Source organism: Streptomyces sp. NPDC008092 (genome assembly GCF_042957285.1).
Classification (GTDB): domain Bacteria; phylum Actinomycetota; class Actinomycetes; order Streptomycetales; family Streptomycetaceae; genus Streptomyces.
This window is the reverse complement of the sequence record NZ_JBIBHY010000001.1, coordinates 69,730-94,704: the sequence shown is the minus strand read 5'-3', so window position 1 is coordinate 94,704 and position 24,975 is coordinate 69,730. Positions and strand designations below refer to the sequence as shown.

Below are 24,975 nucleotides of genomic sequence, written 5' to 3'. Positions count from 1 at the left end.
TCAGGGGCGCTTCACCTCAGTCTCTTGCAGGTTCCACGGAGCTGACGTCCGTCGGCTGGCCGTCCAGCTTCGCCACCAGACCGGTGACCTGGCGGGCGATGTCCGGGGCCGTCAGGCCGATCTCGGCCATCACCTCGGCCCTGGACGCGTGGTCGAGGAAGCGGGGCGGGATGCCGAAGTCGCGCAGCGGTACGTCCACGCCCGCGTCGCGCAGTGCCTGGGCGACCGCGGAGCCGACGCCGCCGACGCGGCTGTTGTCCTCGACCGTGACGACCACCCGGTGGCGCTCGGCCAGCGGGGCCATGGCCTCGTCGACCGGCTTGACCCAGCGCGGGTCGACCACGGTCGTCGAGATGCCCTGCTTGTCGAGGAGGCCGGCGATCTCCAGGCACATGGGGGCGAGGGCGCCCACGGAGACCAGGAGCACGTCCGGGGTGTCGGTGCCGGGCTCGCGCAGCACGTCCATGCCGCCGATCCTGCCGACGGCGGCGACGGCGGGGCCGACCGCGCCCTTGGAGAAGCGGACCACCGTCGGGGCGTCGTCGACCTCGACGGCCTCGCGGAGCTGGGCGCGGACCTGGTCGGCGTCGCGCGGGGCGGCGAGCCTGAGGCCGGGGACGACCTGGAGGATCGACATGTCCCACATGCCGTTGTGGGAGGCGCCGTCGGTGCCGGTGACGCCGGCCCGGTCCAGGACGAAGGTCACCCCGCACCTGTGCAGGGCCACGTCCATCAGTACCTGGTCGAAGGCGCGGTTGAGGAAGGTGGCGTACACGGCGAAGACCGGGTGCAGGCCGGCCGTGGCGAGGCCCGCCGCGGAGACGGCGCCGTGCTGCTCGGCGATGCCGACGTCGTAGATGCGGTCCGGGAAGGTGTCCGCGAACTTCTTCAGGCCGACCGGCTGGAGCATGGCCGCGGTGATCGCGACGATGTCCTTGCGCTCCTTGCCGAGCTCGACCATCTCGTCGCCGAAGACCGAGGTCCAGTCGGCGCCGGAGGCCTTGACCGGCAGGCCGGTGTCGGGGTGGATGGGGCCGATGCCGTGGAAGCGGTCGGCCTCGTCCTGGAGGGCGGGCTGGTAGCCGCGGCCCTTCTCGGTGAGGCAGTGCACGATCACCGGCCCGCCGAACCGTTTCGCGCGAGCGAGGGCCGACTCCAGGGCCTCCATGTCGTGGCCGTCGATCGGGCCGACGTACTTCAGGCCCAGGTCCTCGAACATGCCCTGCGGGGCGATGAAGTCCTTCAGCCCCTTCTTGGCGCCGTGCAGGGTGTCGTAGAGCGGCCTGCCGACGACCGGGGTGCGCTCCAGCAGGTCCTTGCCGCGGGCCAGGAACCGCTCGTACCCGTCCGTCGTGCGCAGGGTCGCCAGGTGGTTGGCGAGGCCGCCGATGGTCGGGGCGTACGAACGCTCGTTGTCGTTGACGACGATGACGAGCGGGCGGTCCTTGGCGTCGGCGATGTTGTTCAGCGCCTCCCAGGCCATGCCGCCGGTGAGGGCGCCGTCACCGATCACGGCGACGACGTGGCTGTCGCGTTCGAGCAGCTGGTTGCCCTTGGCGATGCCGTCGGCCCAGCCGAGCACCGTGGAGGCGTGGCTGTTCTCGATGACGTCGTGCTCGGACTCGGCCTGCGAGGGGTAGCCGGACAGGCCGCCCTTCTGCTTCAGCTTCGAGAAGTCCTGACGGCCGGTGAGCAGCTTGTGCACGTAGGACTGGTGGCCGGTGTCCCAGAGCACCTTGTCCTTCGGGGAGTCGAAGACGCGGTGCAGGGCGATGGTGAGCTCGACCACGCCCAGGTTGGGACCGAGGTGTCCGCCGGTCTTGGAGACCGCTTCCACGAGGAAGCTCCGGATCTCCTCTGCCAGCTGGACCAGCTCCTCGGGGCTGAGCCGGTCCAGATCGCGCGGTCCCCTGATACGGGTCAGCAGCGGCACCCGTGCCTCCTTGCAGTAGAGCTGATCGAGCTGTTGCCGGGCTCGTCGAGTCTAGTGTTCCGCTCGGGCGGAACGACTCCGGCCCTTGGGTCATGGGTCACGCGATCGGCTGTACCCATCATGAGCCCCACCTATGACACGACTGTGCCCGGCACTGTCCAGTGCCGGGCACAGTCGGAAACCTAGGGGCGCTGGGGGTACCCCCGGCCGAAGGCTGGGGGAGGAACTGCGCGACCAGCCACGACGGACCGGCACTCGGCAGCGCACCGCACCCCCCACGGCGCTATCCGCGCCCCGCCGCCTTCTGGCTCTTGCGGGAGACGGAGTCGATGACGACCGCACCCAGCAGAACACCACCAGTGATCATGTACTGGATCGACGTGTTCATGTTCAGCAGGTCGAGGCCGGTCTGGATGGACTGGATGACCAGCATGCCCAGGAGCGCGGACCAGACGGTACCGCGGCCACCGAACAGCGACGTACCACCGATGACGGCCGCCGCGATGGCGAGCATCAGCGTGTTGCCGCCACCGGCGTTGAGCGTCGCGCTCGCCGTCTGGCCGGCGAAGAACATACCGCCGATCGCCGCGAAGCCACCGGAGATCGCGAACACGGTGATCCGGACCATCGGCACGCTGATACCCGCACGGCGGGCCGCCTCGATGCCGCCGCCGACCGCGAAGACCTTGCGGCCGTACGTCGTACGACGCAGCACGAAGTCGACGATGACCAGCGACGCGAGGAAGATCACCAGCGCGTTGGAGACACCGGCCGCGTTGTTCAGCACGGCCGCCGCCACGAAGGACGCGATGGCGAGCAGGACGACGCGGAGCAGGATCTCGCTGGTGGGCCGGAACGGCACACCCGCCGCACGGCGCCGGCGCTGCTCGTTGAACTGGCCCAGGGCCGAGAGCACGACACCGAGACCGGCCAGCAGGTAGGCACCGATGATGGCCTGGTCCATGAAGAAGGAGCTCTGGCCGAGGAGCTTCACCGGGCCGCTGTCGGCCGGGATGTTGATCGTGCCGCTGGAGCCCAGCAGCCACAGCATCAGACCGTTCCAGCCGAGGAAGCCGGCCAGGGTGACCACGAACGCGGGTACGCCGATCTTGGCGAAGAACCAGCCGTGCAGGGCGCCGATGCCGATGCCCGTGATGATCGTGAGGATCAGGGCCAGCCACTGGTTCATGCCGTGGTTGACCGCCAGGACGGCGAACACCGTGGAGGCCAGACCGCTCACCGAGCCGACGGACAGGTCGATCTCGCCGAGCAGCAGCACGAACACCAGGCCGATGGCGAGCATGCCGGTGGCCGCGAGGAAGTAGCTGATGTTGGAGAGGTTGTCCGCGCTGAGGAACAGGCTGTTCTTCACCTGGAAGATGGTCCAGATGATGATCAGGCCGACCACCACCGGCAGCGAGCCCAGCTCGCCGCCCTTCACCCGGCGCTTGAACTCCGTGAGGTAGCCCTTGAAGCCCTCTTCACGGACGAGCAGCCGCGGGTCGACGACCGCGACCGGCGCGGCCGTCGGGTCGGCGGCGGGGGCGGCCGTGGTCGGGGCCTCGGCCGCCGCCTCGGTCTTGTCGAGCTGGGGCGACTCGTCGCCCTGCACGGTCTTGTTCGACGTCTCGCTCACTTTGCCGCCTCCGTGGTGCGTCGCTCGGAACGACGGGTCACGGCGTTGTCCGTGGCACCCGTGATCGCGGCGATGATCTCTTCCTGGCTGGTGCTCTTCACGGGGAAGAAACCGTTGTTCTTGCCCAGTCGCAGCACGGCGACGGTGTCCGCGACCGCCTTGACGTCGGCCATGTTGTGGCTGATGAGGATGACGGCGAGGTTGCGCTCGCGCAGCCGCTCCACCAGGTCGAGGACCTGCGCGGTCTGCTCGACGCCGAGGGCGGCGGTGGGCTCGTCGAGGATGACGACCTTGGGGTCGCCGATCAGGGCGCGGGCGATGGCCACGACCTGGCGCTGGCCGCCGGAGAGGCTGGCGATCGGGATGCGCACGCTCGGGATGCGGATGGAGAGCGTGCTCAGCAGCTCGCGCGCCTGCTTCTCCATCGTCACCTCGTCGAGGACGCCGCGGTGCAGCAGCTCACGGCCGAGGAAGAGGTTCCCCACCACGTCGAGGTTGTCGCAGAGCGCGAGGTCCTGGTAGACCGTCGCGACACCCAGTCCCTGGGCGTCGTGCGGCTTGTTGATGCTGACGGAGTTGCCCTCCCACTCGATGACGCCCTCATCGATGGGGTGCACACCCGCGATCGTCTTGACCAGGGTCGACTTTCCTGCGCCGTTGTCGCCCACCAGGGCGACCACTTCTCCGGCGTGGACCTCCAGTTCGACGTCGGTGAGTGCCTGGACCGCACCGAATCGCTTGGAGACTCCGCGCAACGCCAGCACGGGCGTAGCGGACACGTGAACCATCTCCTTCGCCGCCTGACCGGCGGGGATGCCGCGCTTGGTGATCAGGCGCGGAGGGTCGTGCGGTACCTCGGACTGTCGTCGGGGTAACGCACGCGGTTTACAAGATGAACATGCGCGAATCCGCTGCGCTTGGCAACGGGTCCGTCCGACGCCCGCTCCGGCAGCGGGGTATGAAGGCCGGAGCGGGCGTCGGAGGGGTTTCGCGTGACCGCCGGACGGCCGGGGCACCTTGCGGAAGGGCCGGCGTCGGGCGGCCGGGGCCCGGGTGTCGTACTGCGACCACCCGGGCGCTGGCGACCGGAGCCTGGCGGCTCCGGGGCGGGACTACTGGAGGCCGGCGGCCTTGCAGGCCTTGGCGAACTCGCTGGTGCAGATGTCGGAGACGGTGTACAGACCGTCCTTGATCACCGTGTCCTTGATGTTGGCCTTGGTGACCGACACCGGGGTCAGCAGCTGCGAGGGCACCTTGTCGCCGGAACCGCTGGTCTGCGTGCTGGTGGCGAGCGAGTCGATGCTCTTGCCCTGCAGCAGGTCCACGGCGATCGTGGCGGCGGCGTCGGCCTCCGGCTTGAACGCCTTGTAGACGGTGGAGGACTGGGTGCCGGCGACGATGCGCTGGATGCCCGCGAGCTCCGCGTCCTGACCGGTCAGCGGGATGCCGCTGATGCCGGCGCCCTTGAGGGTGGTGGCGATACCACCGGCCATGCCGTCGTTGGCGGAGTAGACGCCCGCGATGTTCTTGGCACCCAGCTGGGTGATGGCCGCCTTCACCTTCTGCGCGGCGACGGTGTCCTTCCACAGGCCCGACTGCTCGTAGGCGATGTCGACCTTGCCGTCCAGGGCCTTGTGCGCACCCGACTTGAACTGGGCGGCGTTCGGGTCGGCGTCGTCACCGTTGATCATGACGACCTTGGACTTGGTGGTCGCCTTGGAGCCGAGGGCGTCGAGCAGGGCCTGGCCCTGCAGCTCGCCGACCTTGACGTTGTCGAAGGAGACGTAGGCCGAGACCTTGCCCTGGGCGAGGCGGTCGTACGCGACGACCTTGACACCCTTGGCAACGGCCGCGTCGATGGAGGACTTGATGGCCGCAGAGTCCTGGGCGGAGATCACGATGACCTTGACGCCCTTGGTGACCATGGTGCTGACCTGCTGGGCCTGCTTGGCCGCGTCACCCGCAGCGTTCGCGTAGTCGACGGTGCAGTCGGCACACAGCGACTTGACCTGCGCCTCGAAGTACGGGTGGTCGAACTTCTCGTAGCGCGCGGTGACGCTGTCGGGGAGCAGCAGGCCGATGGTCTTGCCACCGGAGGAGCTGCTGCTGGACGAGTCGCTCTTCTTGTCGTCGCCGGCCTTGCCACAGGCGGCGACGGACAGCGCCATGGAAACCGCGGCGGTGCCGATCACGACTCTACGCATCGTTGCGTTCATTTGGGGGTGCCTCCCTGACAGGGCCGCAACGCTGCGGCCGAGGTGGCTCGAAGTCAACTCGGCCGCAAGTTCGACGTCAAGAAGTAAATACTTAACGAGATGGCAACGGCGCCATGCGTTCTCTAAGTGAAGACAGGTGCAACGGCCTGAACCGACCCGTCCAAAAGGGTCGAATCGCCCATCTCGCTGAGTGCGAGAGCGAGCGCCCCGAGCACCTCGGCGCGGCCGCCGAGGGCCCCCGGAAGCACCGAGAGCTGGCGTGCGGCACTGGGGATCGCATAGCGCCCCACGGACTCCCTGATGGGCCCCAGGACCAGCTCTCCGGCCTCGGCGAGGTCGCCGCCGAGGACCACCCGGCTCGGGTTCAGCAGGTTGCAGAGGTTGGCCACTCCACTGCCGATGTGACGGCCGACGTCGCCGATCACCCGACGGCAGCCCGGATCGCCGTCCCGGGCCAGCCGTACGACGCCTTCCATGGTCAGGTCGGGGCCGTGGCCGGGCTGGAGCAGCGGCAGCACGTAGCGGGCCGCCGCGAAGGTCTCCAGGCAGCCGCGGTTGCCGCAGCGGCAGACCGGGCCGGACTCGTCGAGTGTAATATGCCCTATTTCGCCGGCCGTCCCGCCGGGGCCCCGGTAGATCTTCCCGTTGATCACCAGACCGGCGCCGACACCGCTCGCGACCTTGATGTAAGCAAGGTCACGGACGCCCTTGCCGCTGCCCCAGACCAGCTCGCCGAGGGCGCCGAGGTTGGCGTCGTTGTCGACGTGCACGGGGACGCCGAGGCGGAGCCGGAGCTCCTCCGCGGGTCTCGCGCCGATCCAGCCGGGCAGGATCGCGCTGGAGCCGAGGGTGCCGGACTCGACGTCGATCGGGCCGGGGACGCCGACACCCACGCCGGCGATCTTCGAGCGGTCCACGCCGGTCGCCGCGATCAGGCGGTTGACCAGCTCCTCCGCCCTGTCGAAGCCCTGGCTGGACGACGCGTCCACGTCGAGGGGCTCGGACTCCTCGGCCAGCACCTGGTGGGCGAGGTTCCCGATCGCGACACGCAGGTGGGTGTGGCCGAAGTCGACGCCGATGACAATGCCGGCGTCACCGCTCAGACTCACGCTGCGGGCCCTGCGGCCGCCCGCCGACGTGGGCGTGACCTCGACGGTTCCGCCGTCCTTGAGCTCGCGCACGATGTTGGAGACCGTCGCAGCCGACAGGCCGGTCGTGCGCGCGATCTCCGCCTGCGTGAGCGATCCGGCCAGACGTACGGCCCGTACGACACGTTCCAGGTTGGCTCGGTGCAGCGACGACTGCGACCCCGGAGTCTCCATCGACCCATCCACTCCTGCCATCGGAGGCGGCCACGGTGCCGCCAACGTGACCCAGATCACCTCACTGAGACCGGGTCACTTACAAGTTATGAACTCCAAGCTCTGCTGAACGGGTTACCGCCGTCAAGTCCTTGACAGAAATCGTTGGCGGTTCGGGGGTCGCCTGGGGGACATGCGATGGACATGTCTAGGCCACTGGTGAGCAGGTGGGAGGGCGCGCGTGGAGTACGGGTGCGGCGCCGTTGTGGCTGGTCGCGCAGTTCCCCGCGCCCCTTCACGACGCTGCGGTGACCGCCTGGATCAGGGCACCGCACTTTCGGGTTGCGAACGTTCGGGTTACTTCAGAGCGCCCGCCGTCAGACCCGCCACCACCTGGCGCTGGAAGACGATGTACGCGGCGAGGACCGGGAGCATCGCCATCACCAGGCCGGCGAAGAGGCCGGACCAGTCGCCCTTGTAGCCCTGGCTGACCGCCAGCTGGACCAGGCCCTGGGTGAGGACGTGCTTGTCGGGGTCGGTGTTGAGGACCGTGGGGAGCATGTACTGGTTCCACTGGCCGAGGAAGTTGAAGATCCCGACGCTGATCAGGCCGGGCTTGGCCATCGGCAGCATGATCTGGAAGAACGTGCGGGTGTGCGAGGCGCCGTCCACGAAGGCGGCCTCGGCCACGGACGTGGGCAGCGTGCGGAAGAACGCCGTGAGGAAGAAGACCGTGAACGGCAGCGAGTACGCGATGTAGACCAGGATCAGGCCGTGGATCGTGTTCAGCAGGCCCAGGTTGTTGACGACGTAGAACAGCGGGACCAGCGCGAGCATGATCGGGAAGCTCATGCCGCCGATGAAGAGGTAGTAGATGAACCGGTTGCCCGGGAAGTCGAAGCGGGCCAGGACGTAGGCGGCCATCGAGCCGAGGACCAGGGTGCCGATGAGCGAGCCGCCGACCACCAGGACGGTGTTCAGGAAGTAGTCGCTCATGTTGGCGTCGGTCCAGGCCCGCGCCCAGTTCTCGAAGTGGAGCCGGTCCGGGAGCGCCCAGGGCGAGGTGAAGATCGACCGGTCGTCCTTGAAGGACGTCATCACCGCCCAGAGCAGCGGGGTGACCACCATGAACGCCCAGATGACCAGGACGCCGTGGGAGAAGACGTTGAGGACCCCGCTCTCGCGCTGCCGGCGGGGCGGCTTCGGCTCGGTGGGCTCGGTCTCGGTGACAGTGACGTCGGTCTCGGTCGTCGTCATCGCTTCAGTACTCCAGCCGCTCGCGACGGCCCAGCCGCATCACGACCGCCGCGAAGGCGAGCGTGACGACCAGCAGGGCGACGCCGATGGTGGTGGCGTAGGCGGCCTGACCGTCCCGGAACGCCTTCTGGTACACGTACAGGACCATCACGGTCGTCGAGTAGTCGGGACCGCCCGGTCCGGTCGTCATGATCTGTACGACTGCGAACGACTCGGCGCCGAGCGCGAGGATGCCCATGTAGACCCAGCCGGACTGCACGGTGTCCCACAGCAGCGGCAGCGTGATGCGGAAGAAGGTGGTGGCGCGGCCGGCGCCGTCGAGCAGGGCGGCCTCGTACAGGTCCATGGGGATGGACGCCATGCCCGCCGAGAAGAGGACCACGAAGAAACCGACCGTGGACCAGACCAGGACGGCCATAACGCACCACAGGGCGAGGCTCGGGTCGCCCAGCCAGAGCGGCTGGATATTGTCCAGACCAATTCCGCGGAGCAGCGAATTGATCGCGCCGCTGTCGGGGTTGTAGGCGAAGGCGAACAGCAGCGAGACGATCGCGATCGACAGCACCTGCGGGAAGAAATAGACGATCTTGTAGAAGGAGGAGCCCCGGACCCCGGAGATGACCGGGCCGCCCCTCCTTCTCCGGCCGCCCACATTGATCATGAAGGCGAAGAACAGCGCCAGGCTGATCGTCACCAGCGGCAGCACGACCGCGAACATCAAGCTGTGCTGCAAGGACTTCCAGAAGACGTCGTCGTGCAGCATCCTCCGGTAATTGTCCAGGCCCACCATCTTGAATTCGGGGCTCAGGCCGGTCCAGTCCGTGAACGAGTAGTAGATGGACTGGATGAACGGCCACACCACGAAGAGCGCGTACAGTCCGAGGGGCAACGCCAGAAACCCCACGATGAACCGGTACTTGCCGTGCTGCATCGCCACTCCGGTGCCGAGAGGGTTTTCTGGTTACTGGTGCTTGTAGTGCTTGATCGTGGTGTCCTTGGCGGCCTCGTCGGCGAAGCCCTGGATCTTCTTGACGGCCTCCGCCGGGGTGAGCCGGCCGGCCATCATCTCGCCGAGACCGGCGACTCCGATCTTCTCCTTCTGGAGCTGCACGTACCAGTCCTGGAGCCGCGGATTGACCACGTTCGAGCCGGCCAGCTTGAGCGCCGCCACGCCGGAGCCGAGACCCGGGGTGAGGGTGATGCCCTCGGTGCCGCCGTTGTACGCGGTCAGCGACTTCACCTTCGCCGTGAAGTTCTTCGACGACGCCTCGCTGAGCATGATGCGCAGCTGCTCCATGCCGCCCTGGGCGTTCGCGGCCTTGGCCGGGACGATGAACGGCTCGCCGCCGGAGGCCCAGATGGTGCCGAACGGCATCTTGTCGTTCTTGTCGATGCCGGTGGGCGCGGAGACGGCGAGGTTGAAGTCGGAGGGGATGACGTTCGCCGACTCGTTCTCCACCCAGGAGCCGTTCGGGATGAACAGGGCCTTGCCCTGCGCCCAGGCGGTCTGCGACTGGATGTGGTCGAGGCCGGGGGTGCCCTTGAGGATGTAGCCCTTCTTGTAGAGCTCGTAGTAGGCCTCGAAACACGCCTTGACGGCCGGGTGCTTCCAGGCGTTCGGCTCCAGGTTGTCGATCGCGTTCAGGACCTCGACGCCGCCGACCTTGCCGATCATCGGGTAGAGCGAGAAGGGGATGTAGTAGGGGTACTTGCCGGCGTAGGTCCAGCCGGCCATGCCCTTCTTCTTGGCCTTCGCGCAGACGGCGATCATCTGGTCCCAGGTCTGCGGGTACTCGGCGTCGAGCGAGTCCAGGGCCTTCTGCGAGTACCAGACGCCGTAGACCGTGTAGGCGTAGTACATGATCCAGACCGGGTCGCCGTCGAACTGGCCCATCTCGACGATCCCGGGGCGCAGCGTGTCGCGGACCTTCTTGTTCGGGTCGTCGAACGACGGGGCGTCGAGGAGCGGGGTGAGGTCGGCCAGCTGGTTCTTGCCGACGAGCACACCCATGTCCATCTGCTCGGCGCCGGAGTTGTCGATGAGGTCCGGCGGGGTGCCCTGGTTGAAACGCGGCTGCAGCGTGGACTGGATCTTCTGGGTGGCGGAGAACTTGACCTTGGCCTTCGGGAAGTCCTTCTCGTAGATCTTCACCGCGTCCTCGGCGTACTCCTTGCCGAAACCGCCGTCGAAGAGGACGAATTCCATCTGCGCGGTGTCGTTGACACCCAGCGGGTTCTTGGCCGTCTTCTTGCCGGCCTTGTCCTTGGACTGGCCGCCGCCGCCACTGCTGGCGCAGGCGGAGAGGAATCCGACGGCGGGGACGGAAATCAGGCCGAGCGCGGCCGAACGCCTGATCAGATCGCGACGGCCGACACCCTCGGAACCGGGGGTCGCTGCGGAATCGGAACCGGGGTTCGCTGCGGAAGTGGATCCCATGCTCAAGTCCTCGCCTTCTCCAGGACTCAGGCGGTGAACCGGATCCTCCCCGGCACCGCGGTCGGGTAGTGCTGGGTCGTGCAGGAAGTCATGCGGGAAACGCCGACAGGTATAGTCCACTTCCCGTCAGCGAGGCAAGATCGAATGCAGGGTTGCCGATGGGTCTTTTCCTAGTTGAGACCTGTCGGAAATATGAGCGATCTCTGTACGCCTTGCCGGAAAAAGAGCCGACATACACCCCTGAATGCCGCACCCAACACCCTTGACATCACGGGTCACTTGACCACCTACTGGTTCCTGCGCCACGCAACTGACAACGTTGTCTCATGCGGCAGGGAGGGCACCCGTGGTGATGCAGCGGAGAACGCAGCGAAGAACAGGACACGGATCTGGCACGGCGGTCGTGATCGCGGCCGCCGTAGTCATGACCCTGGGCTCCCAGGGAGCCGCGGTGGCGCTGCCGGCGAAGGCACCGGCCGCCGCGACGCAGTTCGCATCCTCGTTCGAGTCTGGCGATCCGTCACCGGACTGGACCGACACCGTGGACACGGACGCCAGTGGCGCACCCCGCGCCGCCGGAGTGGACGGCGGCTACAGCACCGGCATCCCCGGCAATGTCACCGACCACGTGACCGACGTGCGGGCGAGCGCCGAGAACACCGGCGCGGGCGAGGTCAAGGAGAACCTCGTCGACGGCGAGTCGGGCACCAAGTGGCTCACCTTCGAGCCCACCGGCTGGGTCGAGTTCGACTTCGACAAGCCCATCAAGCTGGTCACCTACGCCCTCACCTCGGCGAACGACTACGACGAACGCGACCCGAAGGACTGGACCCTCCAGGGCTCGACGGACGGCAAGGACTGGAAGACCGTCGACACCCGCACCGGCGAAGCCTTCACGGAGCGGTTCCAGACCAAGTCGTACGACCTCGCCGCGCCCGCCGAGTACCAGCACTTCCGGCTCGACGTCACGAAGAACAACGGCGCCCCGGACATCCTCCAGATCGCCGACGTGCAGTTCTCCACGGGCGGCAGCGGCGGTCCGGTGCCCCAGGACATGCTCTCGCTGGTCGACAAGGGCCCGAACGGCTCGCCGACCGCGAAGGCCCGGGCCGGGTTCACCGGAACGCACGCGCTGCGCTACGCCGGACGGCACACGGCGACCGGCCGGGCGTACTCGTACAACAAGGTCTTCGACGTGAACGTGAAGGTCGGCCGGGACACGCAGCTCGCGTACCGGATCTTCCCCTCGATGGCCGACGGTGACCTCGACTACGACGCCACCTACGTCTCGGTCGACCTGGCCTTCACCGACGGCACGTACCTGAGCGACCTCGGCGCGGTCGACCAGCACGGGTTCGCGCTCTCGCCGCGCGGACAGGGCACGTCCAAGGCGCTGTACGTCAACCAGTGGAACGACATCTCGTCGGTGATCGGCTCGGTCGCGGCCGGCCGGACGGTCGACCGGATCCTGGTGGGCTACGACTCCCCCGCCGGTCCCACGAAGTTCCGCGGCTGGATCGACGACGTGTCGCTGAAGCCGGTGGCCCCCGGGAAGCCCAAGGCGCATCTGTCCGACTACGCGCTGACCACCCGCGGCACCAACTCCAGCGGCAGCTTCTCGCGCGGCAACAACTTCCCGGCGACGGCCCTGCCGCATGGCTTCAACTTCTGGACGCCGGTGACCAACGCGTCCTCGGAGAGCTGGCTGTACGAATACGCCCGCGCGAACAACGACGACAACCTGCCGACGATCCAGGCGTTCAGCGCGAGCCATGAGCCCAGCCCCTGGATGGGCGACCGGCAGACCTTCCAGATGATGCCGTCCGCCGCCTCCGGCACCCCGGACACCGGCCGGGAGGCCCGCGAACTGGCCTTCCGGCACGAGAACGAGACCGCGCGGCCGTACTACTACGGCGTCACGTTCGAGAACGGCCTGAAGGCGGAGATAACACCGACCGACCACGCGGCCGCGCTGCGCTTCACCTACCCGGGCGACGACGCGAGCGTGATCTTCGACAACGTGACCGAGCAGGCGGGCCTGACCCTCGACAAGGAGCACGGGATCGTCACCGGCTACTCCGACGTCAAGTCGGGGCTGTCGACGGGCGCGACGCGGCTCTTCGTCTACGGCGTCTTCGACAAGCCGGTGACGGGCGGCGACTCCACCGGGGTCAAGGGCTACCTGCGCTTCGACGCGGGCTCCGACCACACCGTCACGCTCCGGCTGGCCACCTCCCTCATCAGCGTCGACCAGGCCAAGGACAACCTGCGCCAGGAGATCCCGGACGGCACCTCCTTCGACACGGTGAAGGCACAGGCCCGCAAGGTCTGGGACAGGCTGCTCGGCAAGGTCGAGGTGGAGGGTGCCACGGCCGACCAGCTGACCACCCTCTACTCCAGCATGTACCGGCTGTACCTGTATCCCAACTCCGGTTTCGAGAAGGTCGGTTCGACCTACCAGTACGCCTCCCCCTTCTCCCCGATGACCAGCCAGGACACCCCGACGCACACCGGCGCCAAGATCGTGGACGGCAAGGTGTACGTCAACAACGGCTTCTGGGACACGTACCGCACGACCTGGCCGGCCTACTCGTTCCTGACGCCCACTCAGGCCGGGGAGATGGTCGACGGGTTCGTGCAGCAGTACAAGGACGGCGGCTGGACCTCCCGCTGGTCCTCCCCCGGCTACGCCGACCTGATGACCGGCACCTCCTCGGACGTGGCGTTCGCGGACGCCTACGTCAAGGGCGTGAAGTTCGACGCGAAGGCGGCCTACGAGGCGGCCCTGAAGAACGCCACGGTGGTCCCGCCCTCCTCGGGCGTCGGCCGCAAGGGCATGTCCACCTCCCCCTTCCTCGGCTACACCAGCGACGACACCCGCGAGGGCCTGTCCTGGGCGATGGAGGGATACGTCAACGACTACGGCATCGCCGAGATGGGCAAGGCGCTCTACAAGAAGACGGGCGAGAAGCGCTACAAGGAGGAGTCGGACTACTTCCTCAACCGCGCCCAGGACTACGTGAACCTCTTCGACTCCAAGGCCGGCTTCTTCCAGGGCAAGGACGCCCAGGGCGGCTGGCGGGTGGACTCGGGGTCGTACGACCCCCGCGTGTGGGGCTACGACTACACCGAGACCAACGGCTGGGGCTACGCCTTCACCGCCCCGCAGGACAGCCGCGGCCTCGCCAACCTGTACGGCGGCCGGTCCGGCCTCGGCGACAAGCTCGACGAGTTCTTCGCGACGCCCGAGACGGCCTCCCCCGACTTCGTCGGCTCCTACGGCGGGGTCATCCACGAGATGACCGAGGCCCGGGACGTCCGGATGGGCATGTACGGCCACTCCAACCAGGTCGCCCACCACGTCATCTACATGTACGACGCGGCCGGCGAGCCCTGGAAGGCACAGGCCTACGTCCGTGAGGCGCTCTCCCGGCTCTACCTCGGCAGCGAGATCGGCCAGGGCTACCACGGCGACGAGGACAACGGCGAGCAGTCGGCCTGGTACCTCTTCTCGGCCCTCGGCTTCTACCCGCTGGTGATGGGCAGCGGCGACTACACCATCGGCTCCCCGCTCTTCAAGAAGGCCACGGTCCACCTGGAGAACGGCCACGACCTGGTGATCAAGGCCCCGCAGAACAGCGCGCGGAACGTCTACGTCCAAGGGGTGCGCGTCGACGGCAAGACCTGGACGTCGACTTCGCTGCCCCACTCGCTGATCTCCCAGGGCGGGGTCATCGACTTCACGATGGGCCCGAAGCCGTCGGAGTGGGGCACCGGCAGGAACGCCGCCCCGGTCTCGATCACCAAGGACGACAAGGTCCCGGCCCCGCGCGCCGACGTCCTGAAGGCCGACGGCTCCCTGTTCGACAACACCTCGGCGACCGAGGCGACCGTGACGTCGGTGGACCTGCCGGTGACCGGGCCGGCCAAGGGCGTCCAGTACACCCTCACCTCGCCGTCGGACCGCACGAAGGCCCCGACCGGCTGGACCCTCCAGGCCTCGGCGGACGGCACCAACTGGCGGACTCTGGACAGTCGTTCCGGTGAAACCTTCGACTGGAACCTGCAGACACGGGCGTTCACGATCCAGAAGCCCGGGGCGTACGCGCACTACCGCCTCGTCCTGGACGGCGCATCGACCTTGTCGGAGGTGGAGTTGCTGGCCTGAGACGGCGGCACGGGCAACAGGGAACAACAGGCAGAGGGGGCGGGCCCGTTAGGGTCCGCCCCCTCTGCCGTTCAGCGGTCAGCCGGTGGCGAGGGTGAACACGTGCAGGTCGCCGTTGTCGGGCAGCCGGACGCTCTTGATGGTCCTGCCGTCCGGGGCCGTGAAGGGCCTGGTCGCGAAGACGTAGGTCGCCACCGGGTCCTTGTCCGCGCCCGCGACGTTCCGGTAGGCGCTCCTGGCGACGGTCTCGTTGCCGTACTGGACGGTGCCGCCGCCACCGCCGACGGTCCAGTCGGTGAAGGAGAGGTCGACGGTGCCGGTGGTGCCGTCGGTGTAGGTGACGGTCGCCTGGGCGGACTGGTTGCCGTTGGTGGCGCTGCCCAGGAAGGACAGCCTGGTGGCGGGGGTGGGCAGTGCGACGGTCTGGGCGGTGGCCGTCGCGTTGTCGGGGCGGCCTGCCGGGGCGTCCGGCCAGGTGTAGGTGAGGCCGTCCACCGTGCCCCGGCCGCCCGCGGTGAGGCCGGCCGCCGCGAGGGCCTGGCGGGAGTAGCTCCAGCCGCCGCCGTCGAAGTCGGCCTCGTCGTGGTCGCCGGAGTCGTCCGAGATGCCGGTGTTGGAGTAGGCCGCGAGAAGGGTGCCGGGCGCGGCGACGGTGAGGGCGACCGGCTGCGAGTAGGAGGTGTCCGCGGAGGTCACCGTGACCCGTATGTCGTAGTAGCCCTGGGCGGTGCCGGGGTCGGTGGTGAGGGTGATCTGCTGGGAGCCGTCGGTCACCGTGCCCTCCGCCGGGGTGGCCCGGACGCCGTCCGGGGTCTCGACGCGGTAGCGGACCTCCGGGCCGGTGCCACCGGTCAGGGAGAGCGCACGGATGTCCACCTTCGTGCTGTCACCGGGGGCGATCGTCGCGGCCGTCGGGCCGACGCCGATCTGGTACGGCTGCTCGCCCCGGCGGAAGGACGGGGGCGCGGCGGAGGTGCCCCAGGTGCGGTTCGGGGTCGCGGCGAGGGTGTAGTCGAGCCGGCCGCCGTCGCGGACGAACGAGCTGTCGAGCCAGGGGCGGTCGCTGGTACGGCCGTCGACCTTCAGGGACTGGACGTACGGGGCGTCGGCGGCCGCTCCCGGTGCGTGGATCGAGATGTCGTTCCCGTTCGGGCGGTCGATCTCCACGCGCTCGAACAGGGGTGAGGCGAGGACGAGTTCGGCGCGGGAGGGGACCTGCGGGTACATGCCGAGCGCCGAGAAGACGTACCACGAGGACATCGCGCCGAGGTCGTCGTTGCCGGGGATGCCGCCGGGCTGTGTCGACCAGAGCTGTGTCATCGCCGCACGGACGGTCTCCTGTGTCCGGTAGGGCGCGCCCGCGTAGTCGTACAGGTAGGGCACGTTGAGCGAGGGCTCGTTGTCCAGCTCGGACTTGTCGCCGCCGCTGCCGGTGAAGGCCCAGCTGCCGTCGTCGTTGTGGAAGAAGGCGTCGAGGCGGGCGAGGGCCCGGTCGGTGCCGCCCATCGCGGCGAAGAGCCCGGCCGGGTTGTGCTGGACCATCCACGTGTACTGGGCGGCCGTGCCCTCCACGAACCCGTTGCCGGTGCCCGGGGTGAAGCCGGTGACCCAGCTGCCGTCGGCCTTGCGGTTGGCGATGTAGCCGCCGGTGGCGTCGGCGGCGATGTCGAAGTTGTTCTGCCACCACTGGGACCGGTCGGCGAAAGCGGCAGCCGTCTCCTTCTCCCCCGCCGCCGCGGCGAGCTGGGAGAGGGAGAAGTCGGCCGTGGACATCTCCAGGGTCTCGGCGGCCCCGCCCCAGGCGTTGGACACGGACGGCATGTAGTGGTCGGCCAGGTACTTGTCGAGGGAGGGCCGTTGGCCGACCGACAGCACCGGTTTGCCGGCCGCGGACAGGTCCTGGGCCGTCGGGACCGTCGCCGCCGTCACCAACGAGTCCAGCGCGCCCTTCAGGTCGAAGCCGGTGCCGCCGAAGGCGCGGATGCCGGCGAGGGCGGTCGGTGCCGGGTCGCCGTTCATGACGTGGGTGCCGCTCGCGCCGTGCAGCCAGCGGTCCCAGACCCCGCCGTTCTGCCGGGCGAGTTCGTAGAGCGACTGGGCGACGTCCGAGCCGGTCCCGGGGTCCAGCAGCGTGAGCAGCTGGACCTGGTCGCGGTAGACGTCCCAGCCGGAGAAGGTGCCGTACTGCGCCCGGTGGCCGCGGGCGACCCGGTGCACCTTGTCGTCGCTGCCCCGGTAGCGGCCGTCGGCGTCGCTGATGACGTTGGGGTGGAAGAGCGAGTGGTAGAGCGCGGTGTAGAAGGTGGTGCGGTCGGCGTCCGTGCCGCCGCCGACCCGGATGGCGTCCAGGCGGTCGCGCCAGGCGCGGTGGGCCGCGTCACGGACGGCGTCGAAGGAGCGCCGCGGCGGGTTCTCCGCCCGCAGGTTCGCCGCGGCGGCGGCCTGGCTGACGTACGAGATACCGACCTTGACGTTCACCGGGTCCGAGCCGGGCGCGAACCGCACGTATCCGCCGGCCCCCTTGCCGGCGACGGGCCGGCCGCCGTTCGCCGAGAAGCCGCCGGTGCCGCCGGAGGCGGTCGTCGAACCCGGGCTGAGCCGGTCGTCCTGCCAGGTGCCGGTGGCGGTGAAGGCGCGGTCGAAATGCGCGGTGAAGTAGAGGGTGTAGTAGGAGCGTTGGCCCTCGGGGTCGAGATAGCCGCAGAAGTCGCCGGAGGTGACCGAGCCGGAGACGGTACGCGTCTCGGGGTCGATGGTCACCGTCGAATCGGCCGAGCCAACCTCGGAGTTGGCGGTGCGGATCAGCAGGGAGGCGGGCTTGTCGGCCGGGTAGCTGAACTGGGCCGAGCCGGTGCGGGTGGTCGCGGTGAGGTCGGCGGTGACGCCGGAGGCGAGGCCCACCCGGTAGTGGCCGGGCTCGGCGGTCTCGTCGGCGTGGCTGAAGTCGGAGGCGTAGACGGCGTCCTTGGTGTCGCTCGCCGGGGACGAGGTGACCTCGCCGGCGTACGGGAAGAACGGGATGTCACCGCTGCCGCCCGCGCAGCCGGTGCCGGACATGTGGGTCAGGCTGAAGCCGCGGATGCGGGTGGCGTCGTACTGGTAGCCGCCCGGTGCGGCCGTTCTGGTCGCGTCGCCTCTGGTGTTCTCCGGGCTCCAGGAGAGCATGCCGAACGGCACGACGGCGCCCGGGAAGGTGTTGCCGCCGTTCCTGCTGCCGATCAGCGGATCGACGTACGCCGTGGGGTCCTTGACCAGTTCGGGTGGTGCGCTCGCGGGGGCCGCGAGGGCGGGGGTGGCGCCGCCGGCCGCGAGTACCGCGGCGAGCAGCAGGGACATGGGTCGGAAACGCATGACGCGGCCCTTCCTCCTCCGGACGGGTCGCGCACCACGGGTCGCACAAGCCGCAGGGACAGTAACGTGCGCCACCGGTACCACGGAAGACCGCGAATTCCCCGCAGGCCATCGGACCGGTTCACCCGGTCGGGCGATCCGAAATGCCTTGACATCGTTGTCGGTTGAGACGGTAAAGTCATGTACAAAACATGAGACAACGTTGTCGCCCGCCGTGGCGTCGACACAAGCCGCACAGCAAGGCGCACAGCAAGGCGCTCAAGAGGCATTTCGAGCAACTCCCACCCGGACAGGCCCACCCACCCCCCCTCGCCTGCCCGGCTCGCGGACCCGGTGTGCACCGACACCGGGTCCGCCCAGAGCGGAGCGCGTACGTCAACCGACCTGACACGGCAGGCCGGTTGTACTGTCCCCGCCGTCGCCCTGGACGACGTAGCCGAACGTCGTGCTCTGTCCGGGACTGAGCGAGCCGTTCCAGTCGGCGTTGTGGACCATCACGTCCTGTCCGCTGTAGGTGGCGTTGCCGTTCCAGAGGCTGGCCACCGACTGTCCGCCGGGGAGCGTCCAGTCGACCATCCAGCCGAGCATCGGGACGTCACCGCTGTTGGTGACGGTGACCTCGGACTGGTAGCCGCCGGGCCAGCTGTTGGTCGTGGTCCGGGTGGCGGTGCAGGTGCCGGGCGGGGGTTCGGTGGGGTTGCCCGGGTCGTGGATGCCGGTGACCTCGCCGTTGCCGCCGTCGAAGACGACGTCCGAGCAGGAGTAGAAGGTCTCCGTGCTGTCCGAGCGCTGCCACACCATGTAGATGATGTGCCGCCCGCTCTTGTTGGCCGGAAGCTGCCCGGTCCAGGAGTAGTTGGCCTCGACCGTGCCCGGGGTGCCATTGAGCGGCGGGTGGTCGACGGTCAGGAACGGCGTGTTCTCCATGTCGTCCCAGGTGAGCGGTTGGGTCGGGTCGTAGCCGTCCTTGGTGACGTAGACGTAGAACCAACCCGGGTGCGCCGCCCAGGCGTTGTAGGAGAAGTCGACGGTCGCGCCGGAGGTGAGATGCGTGACCGGCCAGTCGTCGCGGGGCAGGTCGAAGCCGGTGAAGTTGGGGTTGCCGCCGCTGCACAGCTGCCCGTCGGGCACGAAGCCGCGGGTGCGGCCGGCGCCGTCCGAGCGGAGCACGGAGAACCAGTTGTAGAACGGCGTGGTCCCGCTGACCTGCTGGGCCGCCTTGCAGGCGGGGTTGACGGGCTTGATCTCCCCGGTGTCGGTGAGCGCGTCCTGCCAGCACAGGAAGGTACGGCTGCCGGGTTTCATCGGGGTGCCGTGCGCCTGGGCCGGGGTGCCGGCGGCCAGGATCAGGGCCAGGGCGGGGACCGTGGTGAGGACGGCGAGGAGGGTGAGGAACAGGGCTCGGCCCCTGGCGGGGCGGGGTAATCGGGGGAGACGGGAGAGGAGTTGCCTGTTTGTCATAGGCATGACAGATCTACCTCTGTGTGGGGTGGGTGGCCGTGCACGGGTCACGGGGACGAGTGCGGGGTGGAAGCGAGCCCGGCGCGTCGACGGGTTCCGGTCCGCCGAAGCCAATGGGAGCGCTCCCACCCCACTCCCCTGTGAAGCTAGCGCGGTCGGGGGCGGCTGTAAACGGTGGACGGCCGACGAAATCGGACAGCCGGGTCACCACAGTGGGCGCACAGGCTTGACCCTTTTTTGGCCAACCGCGCTATGTGGTGACTGGAGTTCGGTCATGTTCACTTGACGCGGCCATGAGGTTGGTTCTTGACGGTTTCTGAGCCATTGGCCTTCCGATACCGACCGTCGCGCTGTCAGGGCGCTGCGATGGAGGAAGAACTCATGAGAAGACAGATCCGCGGCCTGCTGGCCGCGTTCACCGGAGCGCTGCTGCTCGCCACGGGGATCACCGGTGCGGGAGCGGGGTCCGCACTGGCCGATGACAACGGTGTCGGGCTCAAACCCGTGCTCGGATGGAGCAGTTGGAGCTTCGTCCGCCGCAACCCGACCGCACAGACCATAGAAGCGCAGGCGAAGGCGCTCAAGGACAGCGGGCTCGCGAAGAACGGGTTCGTCTACGCCAACGTCGACGACTTCTGGTACCAGTGCCCGGGCAGCCAGGGGCCGGACGTCGACCAGTACGGCCGCTGGGTCACCGACCCCGCCAAGTTCCCGCCCCGGGGCGGTGAGAACGGCGTCCAGGTGGTGGCCGATCATGTCCACGCCCTCGGGCTGAAGTTCGGCCTGTACGTCACTCCCGGCATCTCCCAGCAGGCGGTCGCGCAGAACACCGCGATCCAGGGAACCCCGTACCACGCCCGGGACATCGCCACGACGACCTCGGAGAACAACTACAACTGCGGTGGCATGGTGGGCATCGACTACACCAAGCCCGGTGCGCAGGCGTTCATCGACTCCTGGGCCGGGCAGTTCGCCGGCTGGGGCATCGACTACCTCAAGATCGACGGAGTCGGCACCTGGGACCAACAGGACGTCCAGGCCTGGTCGGACGCGCTGAAGCACACCGGCCGGCCCATCCATCTGGAACTGTCCAACAACCTCGACATCAACAACGCGGCCACCTGGGACAAGCTGTCCAACGGCTGGCGCACCGGCGGCGACATCGAGTGCTACTGCGGGCCGGACGACAGCAGCTATCCGCTGACCACCTGGGCCTCGGTCGCCTCCCGGTTCGACCAGGTCGCCGCGTGGGCCCCGTACGGCGGTCCCGGCGGGTACAACGACTACGACTCCCTGGAGATCGGCAACGGCGACCACAACGGCCTGACCCCCGACGAGCGCAGGACGCAGATGAGCCTGTGGTCGCTGGCCGCCTCCCCGCTGATCCTCGGCACCGACCTCACCCACCTCGACCCCGCCGACCTCGCCCTGCTGAAGAACACCGACGTGCTCGCGGTCGACCAGGACGGCATCGACGCCCGGCGGATCTCCTCGGACGCGAACTCCCAGGTGTTCGCCAAGACCGAGCGCGACGGTGACGTGGTCGTCGGTCTGTTCAACACCGGTTCGGCTCCCCGGGAGGTCGCCACGACCGCGGCCGCGCTGGGTCTGCCCGCGGCACGCGACTACGCCCTGCGGGACCTGTGGAACCAGCGGCTGACCGAGTCCGCCGGCCGGATCGCGGCGAACGTGCCGCCGCACGGTGTGGTCCTGTACCGGGTGCACCCCAGCCGCCACCCGGTGGCCGGTGCGGCTCCGGACGTCTCGCTGGCGCTGAACTGGGCCCCCGCGTCGAGCGACAGCACCACGCGCACCGTGACCGCGGTCCTGTCCGACAACGGGTCGCGGCCGGTCACCGACACCGCTCTGACCCTCACCGGGCCGTCCGGCACGAAGATCACCACGAAGTCCCCGACGTCGGCCCGGACGATCCGGGGCGGCCACGCGCTGAAGGCCACCTACTCCGTCGCCATCCCGCCCTCGGCGGAACTCTTCGCCTCCAGCGACTTCCGGGGGACGGCCGTCTACCGCTTCCGGCCGGGTGCGAGGGCCAGGCTCACCGCCGGTGACACGATCACCGTCAACCACCAGGTGACGGCCCCGTACCGGACGTTCGCCTCCACCACGGCGAGCTTCAGCGAGTCCGGCAGCCGGCTCGGGATCCGGGCCCAGGGCGCCGACCTGTACAACGGCACCAACGAATACGGCACGGTCTATCTGCCGGGGGCCGAGCACGACGGTTCCGTGACCACCGTGAAGCTCGACTCCCAGTCGAACACGAGCGTCTGGGCGAAGGCCGGGATCATGGTCCGCAACGACATCACCCAGTCCGACAGCTCCGCCGGCTACCTGGCCCTGGTCGCGACCCCCTCCAACGGCTACCTCCTCGACTGGGACAGCGACGGCGACGGAAAGCTGGACTCCCAGGACTCCACCGGCACCGCCGCCTACCCCTCGTGGCTGAAGCTGGTCCGCGACGGCACCACGTACAGCGGTTACTACTCCACCGACGACACCACCTGGAACCTGGTCGGCACCGTCACCGTCCCGACCGCCGCGGCCACCCAGGACGTCGGCCTCACCCAGACCTCGCACGCCTCGGGCACCACGGGCGAGGCCGACTTCGACACGTTCACGACCACTCCCTAGCGGTCCGATCCCGAGCGGTCCGATCCCCAGCGGTCGGATCCCCAGCGGTCCGGGCGATCCCGGTGTCCGCCCGCACGGTGCCCGGCTACACGGGTGCCGTGCGGGCGCCGATCGCCGTTCCGGTCGGCGGGAGGTCGGTGACCGGGAGTTCCAGGGTGAACTCCGTGCGGCCCGGGACGCTGTCCACGTCGAGGCGGCCGCCGTGGGCCGCGGTGATGGCCGAGGCGATCGCGAGGCCCAGGCCCGAGCCGCCCTCCAGGACGCCGGCGCGGGTGCGGGAGGTGTCGGCCCGGGTGAAGCGTTCGAAGACGGTCGGCAGGAGGGCGGGCGGGATGCCGGGGCCGTCGTCCCGGACCCGGATCACGCAGGTGGTGCGGGTGGACTCGACGGTCGCGGTCACCGTCGTGCCCGCGGGGGTGTGCACCCGGGCGTTGGCCATCAGGTTGGCCACCACCTGGTGCAGGCGGGCCTCGTCGCCCAGCACCAGCGACGGGCCGTCGAGGTCGAGTTCCAGCCGCCAGACATGGCCGGCGCCGGCAGCCCGCGCGTCCCACACCGCCTCCGCGACCAGCGCGGCCATGTCCACCTCGGCGGACTGCAGCGGGCGGCCCTCGTCGAGGCGGGCCAGCAGCAGCAGGTCCTCCACCAGGCTGCGCATCCGGGCCGACTCGGCGTTGACCCGGCGCCAGGCCAGGCCGGGTTCGATGCGGTCCGTGCCGCGGTTCATCAGCTCGGCGTACCCGGCGATCGAGGCGAGCGGGGTGCGCAGTTCGTGGCTGGCGTCGGCGAGGAAGCGGCGCATCCGCTCCTCGCTGCGGCGCACCTGTTCCTCGCTGCGCTGGCGTTCGGCCAGGGACGCCTCGACATGGTCGATCATGCGGTTGAGGGCGGCGCCGACCTGCCCGGCCTCGCTGCCGGGGTCGGTGTCCCGCTCGGGCACCCGGGTCAGGCCGGTCACCTGGCCCCGGCCGAGCGGCGCGTGGGAGACCTCGACGGCGGTGGCGGCGACCCGGCCGAGGGGGCGCAGCTGGCGTCGTATCACCACCGCGCACACGCAGCCCGCGATCGTGAGGCCGACGACGGCGACCACGGTCTCGACCTCGACCAGGCCGCTGATGGTGTCCAGTACGTCGTCCATGGGGAGCCCGGCCAGGACCCGGACGCCGCTCGCGTTCAGGGCGGTGACGCGGTAGGTGCCGAGGCCGGGGACCTGGCGGGTGTGGGTGGAGCCGTCCTGGGCGAGGCCCTTGAGGGCACTGGTCTGGGCCGTGTCGAGGGAGCGCGGGGGTGCGTCCTGGCTGACGACGGCCGCGTTGATGATGTTGCCCTCGGCGTCCAGGCGGGCGGCGAGCATGCCGGCCGGGTGACCGCTCTCGTTGAGGAAGGTCAGGTCGCGGGTGAGGTCCGGATGCAGGGCGGCGCCGCCGACGCCGCGCTCGGCCGCGTCGCTGACCTGGTTGTCCAGATTGCCCATCAGGTAGGCGCGTTGGGCGAACACCGTGGTCAGGGCCATCGCGGCGCACACGCAGACCAGGACGGCGGTGATGAAGACGAGCAGCCGCGTGCGCAGCGACCGGCTCCGCAGCCGGGCGGTCATCTGCCGTCCTCCACCGGTCGTACGACGTAGCCCATGCCGCGCACGGTGTGGATCATCGGCGCGCGGCCCCGGTCGATCTTGCGGCGCAGGCTGGAGATGTAGACCTCGACGAGGTTGCCGCCGCCGTCGAAGGAGGTGCTCCAGACGTGGTCGAGGATCTGCGCCTTGCTGAGCACCTGGCGCGGATGGTCCAGGAGCAGGCTGAGCAGGTCGAACTCCTTGGCGGTGAGCCTGATCGGGGTGCCGGCCCGCTGCACCTCGCGGGACTCGCCGCTCAGCACCAGGTCGCCGAGGACGCGTACCGAGTCGTCGGCCGGGGGCTGTTCGCTGCCGGCCCGGCGCAGCAGTCCGCGCAGCCGCAGCACGACCTCCTCCAGGGAGAACGGCTTGGTGACGTAGTCGTCGGCGCCGGCCTCCAGGCCGTCGATGCGGTGTTCGATGGCGTCGCGGGCGGTGAGCATCAGGACGGGGAGCCTCGGCATCTCGTAGCGGAGTCTGCGCAGTACCTGGAGGCCGTCGAGGTCGGGCAGCATCCCGTCGAGCACCACCGCGTGCGGGGCGCAGCCGCGGGCCAGCCGCAGGGCGCTCTGCCCGTCGAGCGCGGGGTAGGGGCGCCAGCCCGCGTCGGCGACGGCGGCGGAGAGCAGCTCGGTGAGGCCGGGCTCGTCGTCGACGATCAGGACGCGGACTCGGCCGGTTCGGGCCCCTGCGGTGGCAGACATGTAGCAAGTCTGTGCCGGTTTGCTGGGGGAATGCTGTGTTCCCACTGAGCCGAAGCCGTGGGACAGGACGGGTACGGGGGCCGGAATGCGGACGCCAGGACCGGGGGCAACCGGGGCGACCGGTCGCGACCGGGTCCGCCCGGGCGCGGCGTTTGCGCCAACTCCCTTGACCGAAGCGGGCATTGGCACGCTCCGGCCACCGTGATCCCTTGAGCCGCCGTCGGCCCGGCGCCCACTCTGATCTCTG

The 24,975-nt window shown here is 69.2% G+C and carries 14 protein-coding genes; 2 read left to right on the top strand and 12 right to left on the bottom strand.

What is annotated here, in order from left to right:
- Positions 1–16: 16 nt before the first annotated feature.
- The 8 genes from dxs to ngcE form a co-directional block, all read right to left on the bottom strand.
- The gene (dxs, locus tag ACFZB3_RS00370; protein ID WP_391367336.1) at positions 17–1,933 is read right to left on the bottom strand and encodes a 1-deoxy-D-xylulose-5-phosphate synthase; all 1,917 of its coding nucleotides are present in this window, start codon (positions 1,931–1,933) and stop codon (positions 17–19) included.
- A gap of 283 nt (positions 1,934–2,216) precedes the next feature.
- Positions 2,217–3,569, bottom strand: coding sequence for a sugar ABC transporter permease (locus tag ACFZB3_RS00365; protein ID WP_391367334.1), 1,353 nt, complete (start codon positions 3,567–3,569; stop codon positions 2,217–2,219).
- The gene (locus tag ACFZB3_RS00360; RefSeq protein WP_351490020.1) at positions 3,566–4,357 is read right to left on the bottom strand and encodes an ATP-binding cassette domain-containing protein; all 792 of its coding nucleotides are present in this window, start codon (positions 4,355–4,357) and stop codon (positions 3,566–3,568) included. Before ACFZB3_RS00360 ends, ACFZB3_RS00365 begins: the two co-directional genes overlap by 4 nt.
- 324 nt (positions 4,358–4,681) lie before the next feature.
- Entirely contained in the window at positions 4,682–5,785 is a 1,104-nt protein-coding gene (locus ACFZB3_RS00355; protein WP_391367331.1) for a substrate-binding domain-containing protein, read from the bottom strand.
- A gap of 122 nt (positions 5,786–5,907) precedes the next feature.
- Positions 5,908–7,107: an ROK family protein gene (locus tag ACFZB3_RS00350; protein ID WP_391367330.1), complete on the bottom strand. Its 1,200-nt coding sequence runs from the start codon at positions 7,105–7,107 to the stop codon at positions 5,908–5,910.
- A gap of 336 nt (positions 7,108–7,443) precedes the next feature.
- On the bottom strand, positions 7,444–8,343 hold the full coding sequence (locus ACFZB3_RS00345) for an ABC transporter permease subunit (RefSeq protein ID WP_391367328.1): 900 nt from the start codon (positions 8,341–8,343) through the stop codon (positions 7,444–7,446).
- A gap of 4 nt (positions 8,344–8,347) precedes the next feature.
- On the bottom strand, positions 8,348–9,274 hold the full coding sequence (locus tag ACFZB3_RS00340; RefSeq protein WP_093498536.1) for a carbohydrate ABC transporter permease: 927 nt from the start codon (positions 9,272–9,274) through the stop codon (positions 8,348–8,350).
- A 30-nt stretch (positions 9,275–9,304) separates the two neighbouring features.
- Complete coding sequence (gene ngcE / locus ACFZB3_RS00335) at positions 9,305–10,780, bottom strand: N-acetylglucosamine/diacetylchitobiose ABC transporter substrate-binding protein (protein ID WP_391367326.1); 1,476 nt, start codon at positions 10,778–10,780, stop codon at positions 9,305–9,307.
- A gap of 424 nt (positions 10,781–11,204) precedes the next feature.
- Between ngcE and ACFZB3_RS00330 the strand changes: the two genes are divergently transcribed.
- Entirely contained in the window at positions 11,205–14,948 is a 3,744-nt protein-coding gene (locus tag ACFZB3_RS00330; RefSeq protein ID WP_391367325.1) for a GH92 family glycosyl hydrolase, read from the top strand.
- A 78-nt stretch (positions 14,949–15,026) separates the two neighbouring features.
- Here the strand turns inward: ACFZB3_RS00330 and ACFZB3_RS00325 are convergent, their stop codons facing one another.
- Together ACFZB3_RS00325 and ACFZB3_RS00320 are read right to left on the bottom strand one after the other, a co-directional pair.
- On the bottom strand, positions 15,027–18,299 hold the full coding sequence (locus ACFZB3_RS00325; RefSeq protein ID WP_391367323.1) for a GH92 family glycosyl hydrolase: 3,273 nt from the start codon (positions 18,297–18,299) through the stop codon (positions 15,027–15,029).
- A 375-nt stretch (positions 18,300–18,674) separates the two neighbouring features.
- Entirely contained in the window at positions 18,675–19,766 is a 1,092-nt protein-coding gene (locus tag ACFZB3_RS00320) for a lytic polysaccharide monooxygenase (protein ID WP_391367321.1), read from the bottom strand.
- Between the two features lie 375 nt (positions 19,767–20,141).
- Here ACFZB3_RS00320 and ACFZB3_RS00315 point away from each other — a divergent pair, with 375 nt between their 5' ends.
- Positions 20,142–22,409 carry an NEW3 domain-containing protein gene (locus ACFZB3_RS00315; RefSeq protein ID WP_391367318.1) on the top strand — a complete coding sequence of 756 codons (2,268 nt, stop codon included), beginning with the start codon at positions 20,142–20,144 and terminating at the stop codon, positions 22,407–22,409.
- An 85-nt stretch (positions 22,410–22,494) separates the two neighbouring features.
- Here ACFZB3_RS00315 and ACFZB3_RS00310 read toward each other — a convergent pair whose 3' ends face one another.
- A complete protein-coding gene (locus tag ACFZB3_RS00310; RefSeq protein ID WP_391367316.1) occupies positions 22,495–24,006 on the bottom strand; it encodes an ATP-binding protein in 1,512 nt (503 codons plus the stop codon).
- The gene (locus tag ACFZB3_RS00305) at positions 24,003–24,728 is read right to left on the bottom strand and encodes a winged helix-turn-helix domain-containing protein (protein WP_391367313.1); all 726 of its coding nucleotides are present in this window, start codon (positions 24,726–24,728) and stop codon (positions 24,003–24,005) included. The genes ACFZB3_RS00310 and ACFZB3_RS00305 overlap by 4 nt, the downstream gene beginning before the upstream one ends.
- Positions 24,729–24,975 lie beyond the last annotated feature (247 nt).

Excerpts from the sequence above, each read along its gene's own strand:
- ngcE (WP_391367326.1), bottom strand. The coding sequence starts at position 10,780 with ATGGGATCCACTTCCGCAGCGAACCCCGGTTCCGATTCCGCAGCGACC.
- ACFZB3_RS00310 (WP_391367316.1), bottom strand. The coding sequence starts at position 24,006 with ATGACCGCCCGGCTGCGGAGCCGGTCGCTGCGCACGCGGCTGCTCGTC.
- ACFZB3_RS00360 (WP_351490020.1), bottom strand. The coding sequence starts at position 4,357 with ATGGTTCACGTGTCCGCTACGCCCGTGCTGGCGTTGCGCGGAGTCTCC.
- ACFZB3_RS00305 (WP_391367313.1), bottom strand. The coding sequence starts at position 24,728 with ATGTCTGCCACCGCAGGGGCCCGAACCGGCCGAGTCCGCGTCCTGATC.
- ACFZB3_RS00355 (WP_391367331.1), bottom strand. The coding sequence starts at position 5,785 with ATGAACGCAACGATGCGTAGAGTCGTGATCGGCACCGCCGCGGTTTCC.
- ACFZB3_RS00315 (WP_391367318.1), top strand. The coding sequence starts at position 20,142 with ATGAGAAGACAGATCCGCGGCCTGCTGGCCGCGTTCACCGGAGCGCTG.
- ACFZB3_RS00350 (WP_391367330.1), bottom strand. The coding sequence starts at position 7,107 with ATGGAGACTCCGGGGTCGCAGTCGTCGCTGCACCGAGCCAACCTGGAA.
- ACFZB3_RS00340 (WP_093498536.1), bottom strand. The coding sequence starts at position 9,274 with ATGCAGCACGGCAAGTACCGGTTCATCGTGGGGTTTCTGGCGTTGCCC.
- ACFZB3_RS00320 (WP_391367321.1), bottom strand. The coding sequence starts at position 19,766 with ATGCCTATGACAAACAGGCAACTCCTCTCCCGTCTCCCCCGATTACCC.
- ACFZB3_RS00325 (WP_391367323.1), bottom strand. The coding sequence starts at position 18,299 with ATGCGTTTCCGACCCATGTCCCTGCTGCTCGCCGCGGTACTCGCGGCC.
- ACFZB3_RS00330 (WP_391367325.1), top strand. The coding sequence starts at position 11,205 with ATGACCCTGGGCTCCCAGGGAGCCGCGGTGGCGCTGCCGGCGAAGGCA.
- ACFZB3_RS00345 (WP_391367328.1), bottom strand. The coding sequence starts at position 8,343 with ATGACGACGACCGAGACCGACGTCACTGTCACCGAGACCGAGCCCACC.